This is a genomic window from Nocardioides alkalitolerans (assembly GCA_038184435.1).
Lineage (GTDB): Bacteria > Actinomycetota > Actinomycetes > Propionibacteriales > Nocardioidaceae > Nocardioides > Nocardioides alkalitolerans_A.
In genome coordinates this window covers 1,543,113-1,560,572 of the sequence record CP116227.1, presented here as the reverse complement: position 1 = coordinate 1,560,572, position 17,460 = coordinate 1,543,113, and the positions used below count along the sequence as shown (strand labels likewise).

General features: G+C 74.5%; 17 protein-coding genes and 1 riboswitch. Of the genes, 13 read left to right on the top strand and 4 right to left on the bottom strand.

From position 1 onward, the window contains the following. Window positions 1–45 precede the first annotated feature (45 nt). On the top strand, window positions 46–1,515 hold the full coding sequence (locus PIR53_07540; protein WZH53837.1) for a DUF222 domain-containing protein: 1,470 nt from the start codon (window positions 46–48) through the stop codon (window positions 1,513–1,515). Between the two features lie 93 nt (window positions 1,516–1,608). On the opposite strand, the gene PIR53_07535 is transcribed toward PIR53_07540, so the two are convergent. Beyond that, the gene (locus PIR53_07535) at window positions 1,609–2,145 is read right to left on the bottom strand and encodes a GNAT family N-acetyltransferase (GenBank protein WZH53836.1); all 537 of its coding nucleotides are present in this window, start codon (window positions 2,143–2,145) and stop codon (window positions 1,609–1,611) included. A gap of 71 nt (window positions 2,146–2,216) precedes the next feature. Between PIR53_07535 and def the strand changes: the two genes are divergently transcribed. Genes def through PIR53_07515 form a run of 4 tightly spaced genes read left to right on the top strand, consistent with a single transcriptional unit; the run spans window position 2,217 to window position 5,703 of the window. Continuing rightward, a complete protein-coding gene (gene def / locus PIR53_07530) occupies window positions 2,217–2,762 on the top strand; it encodes a peptide deformylase (GenBank protein ID WZH53835.1) in 546 nt (181 codons plus the stop codon). A 56-nt stretch (window positions 2,763–2,818) separates the two neighbouring features. Further along, a complete protein-coding gene (gene fmt, locus PIR53_07525; protein ID WZH53834.1) occupies window positions 2,819–3,760 on the top strand; it encodes a methionyl-tRNA formyltransferase in 942 nt (313 codons plus the stop codon). A 16-nt stretch (window positions 3,761–3,776) separates the two neighbouring features. Next, complete coding sequence (locus tag PIR53_07520) at window positions 3,777–4,250, top strand: hypothetical protein (protein WZH53833.1); 474 nt, start codon at window positions 3,777–3,779, stop codon at window positions 4,248–4,250. Further along, window positions 4,243–5,703, top strand: coding sequence for a transcription antitermination factor NusB (locus PIR53_07515; GenBank protein ID WZH53832.1), 1,461 nt, complete (start codon window positions 4,243–4,245; stop codon window positions 5,701–5,703). Before PIR53_07520 ends, PIR53_07515 begins: the two co-directional genes overlap by 8 nt. A 30-nt stretch (window positions 5,704–5,733) precedes the next feature. On the opposite strand, the gene PIR53_07510 is transcribed toward PIR53_07515, so the two are convergent. Next, window positions 5,734–6,477 (bottom strand): AAA family ATPase, encoded by a 744-nt coding sequence (locus tag PIR53_07510; protein ID WZH53831.1) that lies wholly within the window; start codon window positions 6,475–6,477, stop codon window positions 5,734–5,736. 71 nt (window positions 6,478–6,548) lie between these two features. Between PIR53_07510 and PIR53_07505 the strand changes: the two genes are divergently transcribed. The 3 genes from PIR53_07505 to PIR53_07495 are packed head-to-tail and all read left to right on the top strand — an operon-like array spanning window position 6,549 to window position 10,814. After that, window positions 6,549–6,767: a hypothetical protein gene (locus PIR53_07505; protein ID WZH53830.1), complete on the top strand. Its 219-nt coding sequence runs from the start codon at window positions 6,549–6,551 to the stop codon at window positions 6,765–6,767. A 59-nt stretch (window positions 6,768–6,826) separates the two neighbouring features. Continuing rightward, on the top strand, window positions 6,827–8,266 hold the full coding sequence (locus PIR53_07500; protein WZH53829.1) for a 3' terminal RNA ribose 2'-O-methyltransferase Hen1: 1,440 nt from the start codon (window positions 6,827–6,829) through the stop codon (window positions 8,264–8,266). Beyond that, window positions 8,259–10,814: a polynucleotide kinase-phosphatase gene (locus PIR53_07495; GenBank protein ID WZH53828.1), complete on the top strand. Its 2,556-nt coding sequence runs from the start codon at window positions 8,259–8,261 to the stop codon at window positions 10,812–10,814. The genes PIR53_07500 and PIR53_07495 overlap by 8 nt, the downstream gene beginning before the upstream one ends. A gap of 81 nt (window positions 10,815–10,895) precedes the next feature. Here the strand turns inward: PIR53_07495 and PIR53_07490 are convergent, their stop codons facing one another. Further along, window positions 10,896–12,293: an MFS transporter gene (locus tag PIR53_07490; protein ID WZH53827.1), complete on the bottom strand. Its 1,398-nt coding sequence runs from the start codon at window positions 12,291–12,293 to the stop codon at window positions 10,896–10,898. Further along, the gene (locus PIR53_07485; protein ID WZH53826.1) at window positions 12,290–12,886 is read right to left on the bottom strand and encodes a winged helix-turn-helix domain-containing protein; all 597 of its coding nucleotides are present in this window, start codon (window positions 12,884–12,886) and stop codon (window positions 12,290–12,292) included. The genes PIR53_07490 and PIR53_07485 overlap by 4 nt, the downstream gene beginning before the upstream one ends. A gap of 82 nt (window positions 12,887–12,968) precedes the next feature. Here PIR53_07485 and ligD point away from each other — a divergent pair, with 82 nt between their 5' ends. From ligD to pnuC, 5 genes are all read left to right on the top strand, one after another. Beyond that, window positions 12,969–13,967 carry a non-homologous end-joining DNA ligase gene (gene ligD, locus PIR53_07480; GenBank protein WZH53825.1) on the top strand — a complete coding sequence of 333 codons (999 nt, stop codon included), beginning with the start codon at window positions 12,969–12,971 and terminating at the stop codon, window positions 13,965–13,967. An 11-nt stretch (window positions 13,968–13,978) separates the two neighbouring features. Then, on the top strand, window positions 13,979–14,641 hold the full coding sequence (gene rpe / locus PIR53_07475; protein WZH53824.1) for a ribulose-phosphate 3-epimerase: 663 nt from the start codon (window positions 13,979–13,981) through the stop codon (window positions 14,639–14,641). 93 nt (window positions 14,642–14,734) lie between these two features. Then, window positions 14,735–14,864, top strand: a riboswitch (FMN riboswitch). A gap of 103 nt (window positions 14,865–14,967) precedes the next feature. Further along, on the top strand, window positions 14,968–16,032 hold the full coding sequence (gene ribD, locus PIR53_07470) for a bifunctional diaminohydroxyphosphoribosylaminopyrimidine deaminase/5-amino-6-(5-phosphoribosylamino)uracil reductase RibD (GenBank protein ID WZH53823.1): 1,065 nt from the start codon (window positions 14,968–14,970) through the stop codon (window positions 16,030–16,032). A gap of 1 nt (window position 16,033) precedes the next feature. Beyond that, window positions 16,034–16,705, top strand: coding sequence for a riboflavin synthase (locus PIR53_07465; protein WZH53822.1), 672 nt, complete (start codon window positions 16,034–16,036; stop codon window positions 16,703–16,705). Beyond that, complete coding sequence (pnuC, locus tag PIR53_07460) at window positions 16,702–17,451, top strand: nicotinamide riboside transporter PnuC (protein ID WZH53821.1); 750 nt, start codon at window positions 16,702–16,704, stop codon at window positions 17,449–17,451. Before PIR53_07465 ends, pnuC begins: the two co-directional genes overlap by 4 nt. Window positions 17,452–17,460: the final 9 nt, after the last annotated feature.

Here is a 17,460-nt window from a genome sequence, read left to right as displayed (position 1 = left end):
ACCGGGAGGTGGTGATCGCACGTCTGTTCGACTAAACTCGGGGGCATGGATCGGGGGACCCAGACGACGGCGACTGCGTTGATCGACGCGGTCCGCGAGCGCACGCGAGCGGCTCGTGTGGCGGAGGCGGCCGCGTTCGTCGCGGTGGGCGACTGGGCTGCCGCTCACACCTCCGATGCGGTGGTCGGGGATCCGATCACGGTGCTGGGTGAGTGGCACGAGGCCGAGTACGCCGAGGCTCTGGCTGGGGATCAGTTCCTCGAGCTGGGTGGTCCTGGTGCGCCGGTGGTGGCGGAGTTCTGCATCGGTGAGGTCGCGGCCGCCCGGGGATGTTCGTTCGATGCGGCGCGGCGGTTGGTGGGGGATGCGGTCGAGCTGCGCTGGCGGCTGCCGCGGGTGCATGCGCGTGTTGCTGCGGGTGAGGTCGATGTGTGGCGGGGGCGGCGGATCGCGCAGGCGACGCGGGCGTTGACGTTCGAGGGGGCGGGGTTCGTGGATCGGCACGTCGCGTACGTCGCGGGCAAGGCGACCGGTGCTGAAGTCGACCGGCTGGTGGCCGAGGCCGCAGCCCGGTTCGACCCCGAGACCACCGAAGCAGAGCGGCACGCCGCTGACGGGAACAGGTATCTCGCGATCGAGCTGGGCGACGTCGCCTATTCGGACCCGCTCACCGGGACCCTTCGGGGCACCGTGAACGTCCACGGCTCCCTCGACCTGGCCGATGCGCTCGACCTCGAACGGACCGTCGCTCACGTGGCCCGGCAGCTGGGCGACCTGGGCTGCGGCACGGATCTCGACGTCCGCCGGTCCATGGCGCTGGGTGAGATCGCGCGACGGTGCGACGGGGTGACCATGCTGGAGTACGACGCTGGTGAAGCGCCGAACGGAGACCAGCCGCCGACGGTGCAGCGGGCCCGGCGCGAGGTGGTGCTGTTCGTCCACCTCGACCAGGCCGCGATCACCAACAACCTGGACGGGTTCGGGCCGGGCATCGATGCCTGCACCGGCATGACGGGCATCGACCTCGCGCGGCTCGACACTCCGGGCGCGCCTCGTGGCGCAGTGACGGCTGAGCAGGTCCAGGCCTGGTGCGCGAGCCCGGACACGACCGTGACCGTCAAGCCGATCATCGACCTCAACCGCGACGACGCCGTGAACGGCTACAGCCCGCCCGATCGGATCGCCGACCACGTCCGTGCCCGCTGGCCGAGGTGCGTCTTCCCGTACTGCACGCGTTCATCGGGAACCGCCGACCTCGACCACTGCGACCCCTACCAGCAGAGCGGCCCACCCGGGCAGACCTCCACTCGCAACCTGTTCCCGCTCTGCCGACGCCACCACCGCATGAAGACCCACCGCGAGATGACCACCGGCAACAGATGGACCTACCGGCCCACCGACCCCACCCAGAACGAACCACCCAACGCCGTCATCTGGACCAGTCCCCTGGGACTGCGTTACCTCGTCGACCGCGACGGCACCCGCCCCTGGCCCGACGACCCGGAACCCGGCTGACAACAGGCATGAACCATCCCGCCGCCCGCCCACACCCCTGTGGCCGGGCGGCGCAGCATGCCCGGAGAGCGCTCGACCGCCGTCCGGCGCCCATCAAGGGCGCTGCGGCAGCTCCCGTGCCCGCCACACCACAGCGAGCTCCGAGCGCCCGCTGGCGCTGGGCTCGACCCGCTCCACCGCGAACCCCTCGCGCTCGTAGAACGCTCCCGCCCGGGCGTTGCCGGCGAAGTGCTCGATGCAGAGACGGGTCAGGTCCGCCGGCAGCGACCGGGTGACGGCCGCGATCAGCCGCGGTCCGAGTCCGTGACCCCGGAACCCGGGGTCGAGGTACAGCTTGTAGATCACGGCCTCGGAGGCGTCGACCGCGTACTGGGCCACCCCGACGACACCGCCCGACGGCGCGTCGGCGACGAGCAACCGCCCCGCTGCGACCGCAGCGCGGATCTGCTCCGGCCGCCACCAGTCGGTGACCTGCTGTCGAGCGGCCTCCGCGCCGATGAGCGGGGTGTAGTGCGGCGGCACGTGCGCCGCGCCGAAGGCGCAGACGGCGTCGACGTCCTCGACCCGTGCTGGCCGGATGACCACGCCGTCGTCCGACTGCGCCGACCGCTGACCGTCGAGGGTGCTCACCGCGTCGATGATGGCGAAGCGGCGAGGACGCGGCAACCGGGACGGTCGACCCGCCCGCGTACGATCGCCGGGTGGCGATCCAACCCATCCGGCTCTTCGGCGACCCCGTCCTGCGCAAGCGCGCGACGGAGGTGGTCGACTTCGACCGCGAGCTGCGGCAGCTCGTCGCCGACCTCACCGACACCATGCTCGACGCGCCTGGCGCCGGCCTGGCCGCGCCCCAGATCGGTGTCGGCCTGCGGGTCTTCACCTGGAACGTCGACGGCGAGCTGGGCCACCTGGTCAACCCCACGCTGGAGCTCTCCGAGGAGGAGCAGCTCGACCTCGAGGGGTGCCTCTCGCTGCCCGAGCTGACCTACGAGTGCCGCCGTGCCCACTCCGTCGTGGCCCGCGGGTTCGACATGCACGGCGAGCCGGTCACGATCAACGGCTCGGAGCTGCTGGCCCGCGCGATCCAGCACGAGACGGACCACCTCGACGGCGTGCTCTTCATCGACCGCCTCGACGAGGCGGCCCGCAAGGCGGCCATGCGCGAGATCCGCGAGTCCGAGTGGTTCGGCCTGGAGAAGCCGACGGTCAAGGTGTCGCCCCACCCGACGGGGCCGTTCGGGCGCTGAGCGGCGTAGGCTCTCCCGGTCCCGCTGCCGTCCCGACCAGGAGCAACCACCCCCTCATGCGCGTCGTCTTCGCCGGCACCCCCGAGGTCGCCGTACCCGCCCTCAACGCGATCGCCGACTCCGACCACGAGCTCGTGGGCGTCGTCACCCGACCGGACGCCCCGGCCGGTCGAGGTCGCAAGCTGGTCGCGAGCCCCGTCGCGCAGCGTGCCGAGGAGCTCGGCGTCCCGGTGCTCAAGCCCGAGCACCCGCGCGACCCGGAGTTCCAGGAGGCGCTGAAGGCGCTGCGCCCGGACTGCTGCCCCGTGGTGGCGTACGGCGCGCTCCTGCCCCAGTCGGCCCTCGACATCCCCGAGCACGGCTGGGTCAACCTGCACTTCTCGGTGCTGCCCGCCTGGCGGGGCGCGGCGCCGGTGCAGCACTCGGTGTGGGCCGGCGACGAGGTCACGGGCGCGACGACCTTCCGCATCGTGAAGGCCCTCGACGCGGGCCCGACGTTCGGCGTGATGACCGAGCGGATCCGCGAGACCGACACCTCGGGCGACCTGCTGGCCCGCCTGGCCGAGGGTGGCGCCGGTCTCCTCGTGGCGACTCTGGACGGCATCGCCGACGGGTCCCTCGAGGCCCGGGAGCAGCCCGAGGATGGCGTCTCGTTCGCCCCGAAGATCCTGGTCGAGGACGCGGAGATCGACTGGAGCGAGCCCGCGGTCGCGGTGGACCGGCGCGTGCGGGCCTGCACCCCCGCGCCCGGCGCCTGGTCGACACAGGTCGTCGACGGCGAGACGCAGCGCATCAAGATCGGTCCCGTGACCATCGCCGACGACCGCGAGCGCCTCGCCCCGGGCGAGCTCGAGGTCACCAAGAACGCGGTCTTCGTCGGCACCGGCACGTCCCCCGTGCGGCTCGGCGACGTCAAGGCCTTCGGCAAGAAGCAGATGCCGGCGGCCGACTGGGCGCGCGGCGTGCGGCTCGAGTCGGGCACCCGGTTCGGCGCCTGAGGGTGCGGGGACCGGCATGAGTGGCACGGCGGACGACCGCCCGGCCCGGGCCGAGGACGTCGACGCGATCTGCGCGGCGCTCCCGCACACCGAGCTCGGGGTGACGTGGGGCGACATGCCGACGTGGCTGGTCTCCGACCCGGCGACGAAGGCAAAGCCGCGCGGGTTCGTCGGCTACCGACGGCCCCACGGCACCGCGGTGGACCCCGCCACCGGGGAGCCCTACGACGACCTGCTCGTGCTCCACGCTGCCGACCAGGGCGCCAAGCTCGCCGTCATCGAGGGCGACGGGCCGTTCTTCTCGGTGCCGCACTTCGACGGTCACGACGGCTACCTGGTGCAGACCTCCCGCCTCGGCGAGGTCACGTTCGCCGAGCTGCGGGAGCTGATCACCGAGTCGTGGCTCCGCTGCGCCCCGCCGAAGCTCGTCCGCGCGTACCTCGCCGCCCGTGACGACCGAGCCGACCAGCACGGGGCCCACGATGGCTGACCCCCGCCGCCGAGGCGGCCGCCCGACGGGTGCCCGCGCGGGCGGCCGTCCGCCCGCGGCCCGCCGCTCTGCGGACCCGGCTCGGCTCGCGGCGTACGACGTCCTGCGCGCCGTCCGCGTCGACGACGCCTACGCGAACCTCGTGCTCCCCGACGTGCTCCGCAAGCACGGGCTGAGCGGTCGCGACGCCGGCTTCGCGACCGAGCTCGCGGCGGGCACGATCCGCCGCCAGGGCACGTACGACGCGATCCTCGCCACCTGCGTCGACCGTCCGCTCGCGAAGGTCGAGGCCAAGGTGCTCGACGCGCTGCGCCTCGGTGCCCACCAGCTGCTCTCCATGCGGGTGCCCGCCCACGCCGCGATCAGCACGACCGTCGACCTCGTGCGCGCCCGGATCGGTCAGGGACCGGCCGGGTTCGCCAACGCCGTCCTCCGCAAGGTGGGTGCGCACGACCTGCCGGGCTGGGTACGCCGCGTCGCTCCCGACCCGGGCACCGACCCGGTCGGATTCGGCTCGGTGGCGCACAGCCACCCTCGCTGGGTGGTCGCGGCGCTGACCGACGCGCTGGTCGCGTCCGGACGACCCGACGAGCTCGACGCCCTGCTGGCGGCCGACAACGACGCTCCCGGCGTCACGCTGGTGGCGCGCCCCGGGCGCATCGATCGCGCCGCGCTCGCCGCCCAGGCCGAGGGCGAGCCGACGGCGTACTCGCCCGTGGGCGTCAGCCTGCCCGGCGGCGACCCCGGGGCCCTGCCGGCTGTCGCGGCCGGCGACGCTGGCGTGCAGGACGAGGGCTCGCAGCTGGTCGCGCTCGCCCTCGCGGACGCCGCGGACGGGGGTGCGGGGGAGCGCTGGCTCGACCTGTGCGCCGGACCCGGCGGCAAGGCGGCATTGCTCGCCGCCCTGGCCGCCCAGCGGGGAGCCCGGCTGACCGCCAACGAGGCGCAGGAGCACCGCACCGCCCTCGTGCGGCGTGCCCTCAGCCTGCCCGACGGCTCGCTCGCGCCGGGGGTCGAGGACGTCGTGACCGGCGACGGCACCGCTCCCCGCTGGGAGCCGGGCACCTTCGACCGGGTGCTGGTGGACGCCCCGTGCTCGGGGCTCGGTGCGCTCCGTCGGCGGCCCGAGTCGCGCTGGCGGCGGCAGCCGTCGGACCTGCGCACGCTCGTCCCGCTGCAGGAGCGCCTGCTGGGCTCGGCCCTCGACCTCGTGCGTCCGGGAGGGACCGTCGTCTACGCGACGTGCTCGCCGGTGCCCGCGGAGACCGTCGCCGTGGTCGACGCGGTGCTGGGCGGCCGGGACGACGTGGAGACCCTCGACGCGACCGCCGTGCTCCCCGGGGTCGCGGACGCCGCCGGACCGGTGCTCGCGACCGGCGCAGCGACCGTGCAGCTGTGGCCCCACGTGCACCGCACCGACGCGATGTTCGTCGCCGTGCTGCGCAAGCGTTGAGCCCAGGCGCCGGCGCCGGCGCGGGGCTGCTCAGTCGCCGACCACGTGCCGGAGGTAGCGCCCCGGCGCGTCCATGAACCGGCGCCAGTGCTGCACCAGGTCGAGCTCCTCCCACGTCGTCTCCCGCAGTCCCCAGTCGCCGACCTCGAGGATCCGGGCGCCGGGCAAGGACGCCAGCACGGGGGAGTGGGTCGCGCAGAGCACCTGCGCCTTCTGCTCCACGAGGTCGGCGAGGTGGCCGAGCAGGGTGAGCGTCGACGAGAACGACAACGCCGCCTCGGGCTCGTCGAGGCAGTAGAAGCCGCCCGAGTCGAGGCGGGCCCGGGCGACCGCGAGGAAGGACTCGCCGTGGCTCATCTCGTGGAACCGCGGAGGACGCCGCGGGTCGTCGTCGGACATCTCCGCCGCGCTCTCCTCGGAGAACGTGTACCACCCGTGCATCGCCTCCGCCCGTAGGAAGAAGCCCCACCGGCTCGCCAGCAGGCCTCGTTCGACGCGCAGCTGCTGCCCCAGCGGTGACTCGCTGCGGAAGGTCGAGCGACCGCCCTGCGTCGACCCGCCCTCGGGTGGCAGGCCGTAGGCCTCGGCCACCGCCTCGACGATCGTCGACTTGCCCGAGCCGTTCTCGCCGACCAGGAAGGTCACGCCCGGCTGGAGCCGGAGGCCCTCGCGGACGAGCTGCTCCACGGCGGGCACGGTCAGGGGCCAGGAACCGGGCGCGAGCCCTCCGGGGGCGGCCGTCACCCGGACCACGGGAGGTTCGTCGAAGCGCACGTGGCGAACCTATGCCGAGCCACCGACAGCGCTGAGCGGCTGGTCGCGTCGCGCCGGGTTACCGGACCCCCATGAGCGAGCATCCCGAGGACCAGGTCCCCACCGAGCCCAACGAGGTCGTGTCCGACGCCGCCCGCGACCCCGACGACCCCGCGACGCCGGGCCGCGCCGACGACGCGGTGCCCTCCGACGACGGGGACGACGTCGAGGACGTAGCCCACGGCCGCACGGGGCGCGGAGGGCCCGGAGCGGACGACGGCGCCTCCCCGGGGAGCAACCGCACCGCCTGACGCTGCCGCCCGCGGAAAATGCGGACGCGAGGGCCCTCGACCCTGGCAGGATCGGGCGGGTGCTCCTGACCGTCTCGACCACGCACCGGCCCGCGACCGACCTGGGATACCTGCTGTTCAAGCACCCCGACCGCGTGCAGGAGTTCGAGCAGTCCTTCGGGTCGGCCACCGTGTTCTACCCCGAGGCGACCGAGGAGCGGTGCACGGCCGCACTCGTGCTCGACGTGGACCCGGTGCGCCTCGTGCGCTCCCGACCGCAGGGCACACCCGACTTCTCCCTGGCGCAGTACGTCAACGACCGCCCCTACGCGGCGTCGTCCCTGCTGGCCGTGGCGATCCGCAAGGTGTTCAGCACGGCCCGCAGCGGTCGGTGCGACGCGCGCCCCGAGCTCGCGGCCACGCCGATCCCGCTGGAGCTGCACCTCCCCGCGGTGCCCTGCCGCCCCGGCGGCGTGGCGGGACGCGACCTGCTGCGCCGCATCTTCGAGCCCCTGGGGTGGGAGGTGGACGCCCGCGACGTACCGCTCGACGAGACGATCGACGGCTGGGGACCGTCGCGGTACCTCGACCTCACCCTGCGTGGCGAGGTCGTGCTCGCCGACGCCCTCAACCAGCTCCACGTGCTGCTGCCGGCTCTCGACCAGGCGAAGCACTACTGGCAGGCGCCGGACGAGGTCGACAAGCTCCTCCGCTCGGGCGGCGACTGGCTCGCCACGCACCCCGAGCGGGACCTCATCACGCGGCGCTACCTCGGCCGCCGACGCGCCCTCGCGCGCGAGGCCCTGACCCGGCTCGACGAGCTGGACGGGCGCCCCGAGGGCGAGACCACCGACAGCGAGCAGCAGGAGGAGCAGGCGCCGGCGCGGCGTCCCCTCCACCAGCTCCGCCGCGAGGCGGTCCTGGGTGTGCTCGACGAGCTGGCCGCGGCGGGCGCCACGAGCGTGATCGACCTCGGCTGCGGCGGCGGGCAGCTGCTCGCCGACGTGCTCGCGCGCCCGGCGTACGCGGTCGTGGCCGGCACCGACGTCTCCGCCGTCGGCGTGCTCGCCACCCAGCGGCGGCTGCGGGTCGACGAGCGCTCGCTGCGCCGCACCCCGGACCGCCAGGCCGACGCCCTCCGCGCGCGGATCAGCGTGTTCCAGGCCTCGGTCACCTACACCGACGAGCGGTTCTCCGGGTACGACGCGGCCGTGCTCATGGAGGTCGTCGAGCACCTCGACCCGGAGCGGCTGCCCGCCCTGGAACGCGTCGTCTTCGGCGAGGCGCGTCCCGGCGCGGTGGTGGTGACCACCCCCAACGCCGACCACAACGTCCGGTACCCCGACCTCACGGGCTTCCGGCACCCCGACCACCGGTTCGAGTGGACGCGGGCCGAGTTCGCCGCGTGGTGCGACGGCGTCGCCGCACGCACCGGCTACACGGTCGAGCGCCGGGATGTCGGCGAGGTCGACCCCCAGGTCGGCCCGCCGACGCAGCTGGGGGTGTTCCGTCGTGCCTGAGCCCCGTTCCCTCGGTGTTCCCGCCGCCGGTCTCGTGCTGCTCGTCGGCGCGTCGGGCAGCGGCAAGTCGACCTTCGCCGCGCGTCACTTCGCGCCCACCGAGGTCGTCTCCTCCGACACCTGCCGCGCGCTCGTGGCCGACGACCCCGAGGACCAGTCGGCGACGCCGGACGCCTTCGACCTGCTGCAGCACCTCGTCGGCATCCGGCTGCGACGCGGTCTGCTGACGGTCGTCGACGCCACCAACGTGCAGCCCGACGCCCGTGCACAGCTGGTGTCGCTCGCGCGCAGCCACGACCTGCTGGTCGACGCGATCGTGCTCAAGGTCCCGGCCCGCGTCGCCGTCGACCGCCACCGCGCGAGCGGCCGCACCTTCGGGCGCACCCCGGTCGAGCGGATCGTCGAGCGGCACGACCGCGACCTGCGCCGGTCCCTGCGCGGGCTGCGCCGCGAGGGCTTCCGCCGCGTCCACGTGCTCGACGGCGTGGAGGAGGTCGACGCGGCCGCGGTCGTGCGCGAGCGCTCCTGGAACGACCGGCGCGAGCTCACCGGCCCGTTCGACCTGATCGGGGACGTGCACGGCTGCGTCTCCGAGCTGCGTACCCTGCTCGAGCGCCTCGGCTGGCAGCTCGAGCGCGACGACACCGGTCGCGCCGTCGGCGCCCGCCACCCGGAGGGCCGCACCGCGGTCTTCGTCGGCGACCTCGTCGACCGCGGCCCTGACACCCCGGGCGTGCTCCGCCTCGTGTCCGGAATGGTCGCGGCGGGCACGGCCCTGTGCGTCGCGGGCAACCACGAGGACAAGCTGGTCCGAGCGCTCCGCGGCCGTCAGGTGAAGGTGGCGCACGGCCTCGAGGAGTCGCTCGCCCAGCTGGCCGAGGAGCCCGACGAGTTCCGGGAGCGGATGACGGCGTTCATGGACGGGCTCGTGGCGCACTACGTGCTCGACGAGGGGCGTCTCGTGGTGGCCCACGCGGGCCTCAAGGAGGCCTACCACGGACGGTCCTCCCGCCGGGTCCGCGCGTTCGCGCTGTACGGCGACACCACCGGCGAGACCGACGAGTTCGGCCTGCCGGTGCGCTACCCGTGGGCGCAGGACTACCGCGGGGCCGCGACCGTCGTCTACGGCCACACGCCGGTCCCGACCGCCGAGTGGGTCAACGGCACGATCTGCCTCGACACCGGCGTCGTGTTCGGCGGTGCCCTGACGGCGTTGCGGTACCCCGAGCGCGAGCTCGTCGACGTACCGGCCGAGCGGGAGTGGTACGCCCCGGCCCGCCCCCTCGCTCCCACCGTCCCCGAGCGGGAGCCGGGCGCGCTGGCCGCGGCCGACGTGCTCGGCACCCGGTGGCTCGACACCACGATCGGGCCGCGCGTGAAGGTGCCGGAGGAGAACGCGGCCGCCGCGCTCGAGGTGATGAGCCGGTTCGCGGTGGACCCGCGGTGGCTCGTGCACCTGCCGCCGACGATGGCGCCCGTCGCCACGTCGAGCCGGGACGGCTTCCTCGAGCACCCCGACGAGGCGTTCGAGGAGTACGCCCGCGCCGGTGTCACGACCGTCGTGTGCGAGGAGAAGCACATGGGGTCGCGGGCCGTGGCCGTGCTCGCCCGCGACGCGGCGACGGCGGAGCGCCGCTTCGGCGTCACCGACGGGTCGACCGGACAGGTGGTGACGCGCACGGGACGCGCCTTCTTCCCCGGCGAGCTCGGCCGACGTCTCGTCGCCTCCCTCGCCGAGGCCGCCGCACCGCTCCTCGACCGGCTCGGCACCGACTGGCTCGTCCTCGACGCCGAGCTCCTGCCGTGGTCGGCGAAGGCCGGCGAGCTGATCCGCGAGCAGTACGCCGCGGTCGGCGCCGCTGCGTCCGTCGCCCTCCCGGCTGCGCAGGAGGCGCTCGATGCCGCCCTGGCCCGGGGCCTGGACGCGCCGGCGCTCCGGGCCCTCGCGGACCGGACGCGTCGCCGTACCCACGCCGCCGCGGCCTTCCGTGACGCCTACCGCAGCTACGTGCGACCCACCGACGGGCTCGACGGGGTCACGGTGGCGCCGTTCGCGGTGCTGGCGGGCGAGGGAGAGGCGTACGCCGCCACCCGGTCCCACCGCTGGCACCTCGAGCAGGTCGCGACCCTGCACGACCACCCGCTCGTGACGCCGACCCGGCACCGGTTCGTCGACCTCGCGGACGCCGACGCGCGCGCTGCCGCGGCGCAGTGGTGGCTCGACCTCACGGCGGCGGGCGGCGAGGGCATGGTCGTCAAGCCGGCCGACGACGTGCCCGTGCCGGGCGACGGTCGACGCGTGCAGCCGGGCGTCAAGGTGCGCGGGCGGGAGTACCTCCGCATCATCTACGGCCCCGACTACCTCGACGCGCTCGACGTGCTCCGCAAGCGGCACCTGGGACGCAAGCGCGACCTCGCGCTGAAGGAGCACGGTCTCGGGCTCGACGCCCTCGTGCGCTTCGTCGGCGGCGACCCGCTGTGGGAGGTGCACCAGCGGGTGTTCGCCGTGCTGGCGCTGGAGTCGGAGCCGATCGACCCGCGGCTCTGAGGGCAGGCGCGGCCCCTGTCGGCAGGTCGGATCTGTCCAAGCCTCCGGAGGCCTACGGGGACAGGGGCGGGAGCGGCGCGCTCATGCCGCGGCCTCCTCGGCCGCCCGCAGGTGCACCGTCCGCAGCCGGGTGAGCACGACGGGCACCATCACGAGGTACGCCGCCGCCCCCAGCAGGTACGGCGCGCGCAACGCCGTCTCGCGACCGAGCCCGGGCTCGAGGAGGTGGATGACGAGGGCACCGAGCGGCGCGCCGAGCGCCATCATCCCCCAGCCGAAGAACCGGTAGGCGGCGTTCACGCGGCCCAGCAGGTGGTCGGGGATGATGCGCTGCCGCAGCGAGACGGTGACCACGTTCCACAGCACGACCGTGAGGCCGGTGGCCAGCTCGATGCTCCAGAAGAGCCACGGCGAAGAGGACAGCCCGGCGGCCGCGAGGCCGACGCCCATGCCGGCCACGGCGACGAGGAGCGTCGGCCCGGGGGAGAGGCGCCGCACGATGCGCTCGCTGACGAGACCGGCCAGCACCGACCCGATCGCGGAGCCGGTGAGCACGAGGCCGAAGGCCCAGCCGTCGAGCACGCCGAGCACCTCCTGCACGAACAGCACGACCGTGGTGAAGGCGGCGGCGCCCATCAGGTTCATCACGCCGAGCATCAGGGCGAGCGTCCGGAGCAGGCGGTGGCGCCACAGCCAGGTGATGCCCTCGACGAGGTCGGCCCGCCAGGACCGCGCGACGGGGAGCGAGCCGGCCACGGTCGTCCCCTCCGGGGTCGCCGAGGCGCGGGGTCCGTCGCCCGCCGCCGGCCGGGCCCGGTAGAGCCCGCTCATCCCGAGCAGCAGCACGGCACTCAGCCCGAGCAGCCCGGCGTTGAGCAGGAACGGCAGGGCCACGGCGACCCCGACGAGCACGCCGCCGAGCGGTGGGCCGACGAACTGGTTCGCGCTGATCTCGGCGCTCCACAGGCGGGCGTTGGCCTTCTCGAGCTGCGGACGCTCGACGAGCGCAGGCAAGAGCGTCTGCGCCGCGTTGTCGCGCAGCACCTCGGCGCAGCCGAGCACCAGCGAGCTGAGCGCGAGCAGCCCGACGAGCAGACCCGCGGCGGCAGGAGCGTCGGCGCCGGCGGCGAGCTCCGCGGGCGTCGGCAGGTCGGACTGCACCGCGACCACCACGAGCCCGAGCACCAGCACCGTGGCGCACCGCACGACGTCCATCGCGACGACGAGCCGACGGCGGTCGACCCGGTCGACGATGACGCCGGCGGGCAGGCTCAGCAGCAGCCAGGGCAGCCGGTTGGCCAGGCCGATGAGGGCGATCGCGGCCGGCTCGCGCGTGATCGACGACGCCAACCACATGAGCGCGACCGTCATGAGGCCGTCGCCGAGGTTCGCCGCCGCAGCGGAGACGAGGAACCGACGGAACCGCGGCCCCAGCGCGGCTGTCGCGGTCGCCGGCGGCGCGAGCACGTCGTCGCTCACGCCGACTGCTCCGGCGACGACTCGGGCCGCAGGCCCGGCGCGGGGTGGAGACCGACGACGAGCGCGTAGGTCACGTCACCCTCCGCAGGCTCCTCGATGAACTCGTCGATGAGCGCCGCGAGCCGGTCGTGCCAGGCGTGGGCGCGCTCGGCGGGGATACGGGCCTGCCGCAGGTAGGCGAAGGGCGGCTGCATGCCCGCCTCGCGGGCGGCCACCTCGTCGGTCCCGGCGGCCTGCTGCGCCGCCCGCGTCAGGGTGCGGGCCGCCTCGCCGCGGGCCTCGGCGACGTGGTCGTACCAGAACACGCGCGCCGTGCGCCCGTAGTAGCGCGCCTCCAGCGCCCGGACCCGCTCCGTGCGCACGACGCGGACCAGGCCGGCGTCCTCGAGGACCTTGAGGTGGTGCCCGATGGTGCCCTTCGGCTTGCCCAGCACCTCCGCGAGCTCCGTCGTCGTCGCCGCGCGGTCGAGCAGCAGGGTGACGATGCGCGCGCGGGTGTCCTCGAACAGCGCGCGGTACTGCTCCGGCCGCTCGACGGCGAGCTCGTCGGCGAGGTCGTAGTCCGGGGAGCGGGGCGACGAACGGTCGGTCATGACCATATGGTCGGCGAAAGCCGTACGTTCGGCAAGTGCCGACCATGGGCGTCTCGCAGCCACCCCTCACTAGGGTGGACGCGTGCCGTCGAAGCCGCCCGCCGTGGAGATCGAGGTCGAGGACCGCCTCGTGCGGATCTCCAACCCCGACCGCGTCTACTTCCCGGAGTCGGGCGCCACGAAGCTGGACGTCGTCGAGTACTACCTCGCGGTCGCCGACGGGATCACCGGCGCGCTCCACGAGCGGCCCTGCATGCTGCACCGCTTCCCGAAGGGCCTCGCCGGCGAGAAGGTCCACCAGAAGCGTCTCCCCGCCGGCGCGCCCGACTGGGTCGAGACCGTCGAGCTGTTCTTCCCGCGCTGGGGGCGCACGGCCGACGAGCTCTGCGTGACCGAGCCGGCCGCCGTCATCTGGGCCGTCCAGATGTCGACGGTGGAGTTCCACCCCTGGAACAGCCGCCGCGGCGCCGTCGAGCAGCCCGACGAGTGGCGCATCGACCTCGACCCGGGCCCGGACTGCGACTACGCGACGATCCGGCGTGTGGCCCACGTGGCGCACGAGGTCCTCGACGAGCTCGGGGCCGTCGGCTACCCGAAGACCAGCGGCAGCAAGGGCCTCCACGTCTACGTCCGGATCGCCGCCGAGCACGGCCACGGCGACGTACGCCGCGCGGCCCGCGCCTTCGCCCGCGAGGTCGAGCGCCGGGCACCCGACCTGGTGACCACGGCCTGGTGGCGCAAGGACCGCGACCCCGCCGCGGTCTTCGTCGACTTCAACCAGAACGCCCGCGACCACACGATCGCGAGCGCCTACTCCCTCCGCGGCCTGCCCGACGCCCGCGTCTCCACCCCGATCCGCTGGGACGAGGTCGACGACGCCGACCCGCGGGACCTGACGATGTTCACGGTCCCGGCGCGGTACGCCGAGCTCGGCGACCTGCACGCCGGCCTCCACGCCGACGAGCACGTCTTCGACATCGCGCCGCTGCTGGCGTGGGCGGAGCGCGACGAGCGGGACGAGCCGGACGAGCCGGACGAGCCGGACGAGCCGGACGAGCCCAGCGCCGACCCCACCACCTAGGATCGCCGCCCGTGGGCATCCAGATCACGCCGAGCATCCTCAACGCCGACTTCGCGAACCTCGGGGCGGAGGTGGCGCGCATCCCGAGCGCGGACATGGTCCACGTCGACGTCATGGACAACCACTTCGTCCCCAACCTGACGTTCGGGCCGACGATGGTGGAGGCGCTCGCGCGCTCCACCGACCTCCCGCTCGACGCGCACCTCATGATCGAGGACCCCGACCGCCACGCACCGACGTACGTCGAGGCGGGGTGCGCCTCGGTGACCTTCCACGTGGAGGCGGCCCGCGCCCCGGTGCGGCTCGCGCGGGAGATCCGCGCGGCCGGCGGCCGGGCGAGCATGGCGCTGCGTCCGGCGACGCCGGTGGAGCCCTACGAGGACCTGCTGCCCGAGCTCGACATGCTGCTCCTCATGACCGTGGAGCCCGGGTTCGGCGGCCAGAAGTTCCTCGACCTCGTGCTGCCCAAGCTGCGCCGTGCCCGCGCGATGGTCGAGCGGCACGGCCTGCAGACGCTGCTGCAGGTCGACGGCGGCGTGTCCCTGGAGACCATCGAGCGGTGCGCCGAGGCGGGTGCCGACGTGTTCGTCGCCGGCAGCGCGGTCTACTCCGCGGACGACCCCGACGCGATGATCGCCGCCCTGCGCGCGAAGGGCGACGCCGCCCGCGCCTGAACCGGTCGGGTGGACACGGAGAGTCCACGGACCGGGACCCCGGCCCACCGCCGGACCCGTGTGCTTCAATTCCCGCCAGACGAGTTGACCAACTCGCGTGCACTGGGGTCGGTGAAATTCCGAGCCGGCGGTGAGAGTCCGCGACCCGTCCGCAGCCAGCGGACGGTTGACCAGGTGGAATTCCTGGACCGACGGTCAGAGTCCGGAAGGGAAGCGCACGCAGGACGGTCGTCCTCGTGCCGCCCCTCGTGACGGCACGTCGCGACCCGCCCCGCCCGAGCATCCCGCAGCGCCCCGGCGCCCGCGACGTAGCCGGGAAGCAGGGCATGACGAACACCGACAGCACGAGCAGCGCCGAGCGCGACGCCATGGAGCGCGCGCTGCTGCTGGCGCGCGTGCACGGCGTCCCGGGCCCGAACCCCCGCGTCGGCTGCGTCCTGCTCGCGCCCGACGGCACGGTGCTGGCGGAGGGCTACCACCGGGGCGCCGGTACGCCGCACGCCGAGGTGGACGCGCTGGCCGCGGCCGCCGCGGCGGGGGCCGACGTGCGCGGGGCGACCGCCGTCGTGACCCTCGAGCCCTGCAACCACACGGGGCGGACCGGTCCGTGCGCCCAGGCGCTCCTGGCCGCCGGCGTCGCCCGGGTCGTCGTGGGCCAGCCGGACCCCAACCCCGTCGCGGCCGGTGGTGCGGCCCGGCTCCGGGAGGCGGGCGTCGAGGTCGTCGTGGGCGTGCTCGCCGCCGAGGCCGCACAGCTCAACCGCGCGTGGACGTTCGCGGTGACCCACGGGCGCCCCTTCGTGACGTGGAAGTTCGCCACGACGCTCGACGGTCGCAGCGCCGCCGCCGACGGCACGAGCCGGTGGATCAGCTCGCCGGCCGCGCGTCGTGACACCCACCGCCTCCGTGGCGAGTGCGACGTCATGCTCGTCGGCACCGGGACGATCGCGGTCGACGACCCGCTGCTCACCGTGCGCGACGCCGACGACCAGCCGCTCCCCGGGCAACCGCTCCGCGTGGTCATGGGGGAGCGCGACCTGCCCGCCGACGCCCGCGTGCTCGGCCCCGAGGCGGAGACGCTGCACCTGCGGACCCGGTCGCCCCGCGAGGCCCTCGAGGCGCTCCACGCCCGCGAGGCCCGCCACGTCTTCCTCGAGGGCGGCCCCACGCTCGCGGCCGCGTTCGTGGCGGACGGGTACGTCGACGAGGTCGTCGTCTACGTCGCGCCCCTCCTGCTGGGGGCCGGACGCAACGCGGTCGCCGACCTGGGCATCACGACGATCGCCGATGCGTTGCACCTGCGCGTCGTCGACGCCGGCGTCGTCGGCGAGGGCGACGAGACCAACGTGCGGCTGGTGCTCCGGCCGCCCACCCGCGAAGGAGAGGCCTGAGATGTTCACCGGCATCGTGGAGGAGCTCGGCTCGATCGCCGCGATCGAGGACCAGGGCGACGCCGTCCGGCTCGTCGTGGAGACGGCGGTCGTGCTCGAGGACGCCCACCTCGGCGACTCGATCGCGGTCGACGGCTGCTGCCTGACGATCACGGAGCACGACGGCAACCGCTGGACCGCCGACGTCATGGCCGAGTCGCTGCGCCGCACCACCCTCGGGGAGCGCAGGCCGGGGGACCGGGTCAACCTGGAGCGCGCCGTGCGCGCCGACCAGCGCCTCGGCGGCCACGTCGTGCAGGGCCACGTCGACGGCGTCGGTCGGGTGCTCGACCGTCGCCCCAGCGAGCACTGGACCGTGGTGGAGATCGGGTACCCGTCCGACCTCGCCCGCTTCCTCGTCGAGAAGGGCTCGATCACCGTCGACGGCATCAGCCTGACCCTGGTCGAGGTGGGGGAGTCCAGCTTCACCGTCAGCCTCATCCCGGAGACCCTGGCGCGCACGACGCTGGGCTTCCGCGCGGTGGGCGAGCCGGTCAACCTCGAGGTCGACGTGATCGCGAAGCACGTCGAGCGGCTCGTCGTGGGCGGCTACGCCGACGAGGCCCTCGCCCGCATCGCGGCGCGTCGTGACGCGGGCGCCGACGAGGGCGCCGACGAGGACGGAGCGGCATGAGCCCCCTCGAGTGGCTGCTGCACGGCCACGTCGCCGTCGGCGGCGGCTACCTCTCGGTCCCCGAGGTCGTCGGCAACCTCTTCGGCCTCGCCAGCGCCCTGCTCGGTATGCGCCGCGTCGTCTGGGCGTGGCCCGTCGGCCTCGTCGGCAACGTCCTCCTGTTCGGCGTCTTCGCGTGGGGCGAGCTCAGCAACGTGGTCGCCGACCCGCTGTGGGGCCAGGCCGGCCGCCAGGTCTTCTTCGCCGCCGTGGGCGTCTACGGGTGGTGGCGCTGGCGCTCCGCCCGCCGCGCCGGCGGCGCCCCGGACGGCGGGGCCGTCGTGCCGCGCTGGGCCGGGCTCAGCGGCTGGGTCCAGCTGGTGCTCCTCGGTGTCGTGGGGTACGCCGCGGCGTACGTCGTGCTGCAGCGGCTCGGCTCCTGGGGCCCCGCCACCGAGGCGTGGATCCTCGCGGGGTCGATGCTGGCGACCTACGGCATGGCGCGCGGCTGGGTGGAGTTCTGGCTCGTGTGGCTGGCCGTCGACGTGGTCGGCGTGACGACGCTGCTCGAGGCGGGCTACTACCCGACGGCCGTCATGTACCTCGTCTACGCCGGCTTCGTCGTGCTCGGCTTCGTCACGTGGCTGCGCGCCGAGCGCCGCCTCCGACCCCTCGGGCAGTCCCTCGGGCAGCCCACCGGACCGCCCCCGGTCCACCCCGCCACCCCCGATCCCACCGGCACGGCGCCCGAGCCGGCCGCACGTTGAGGAGAAGCA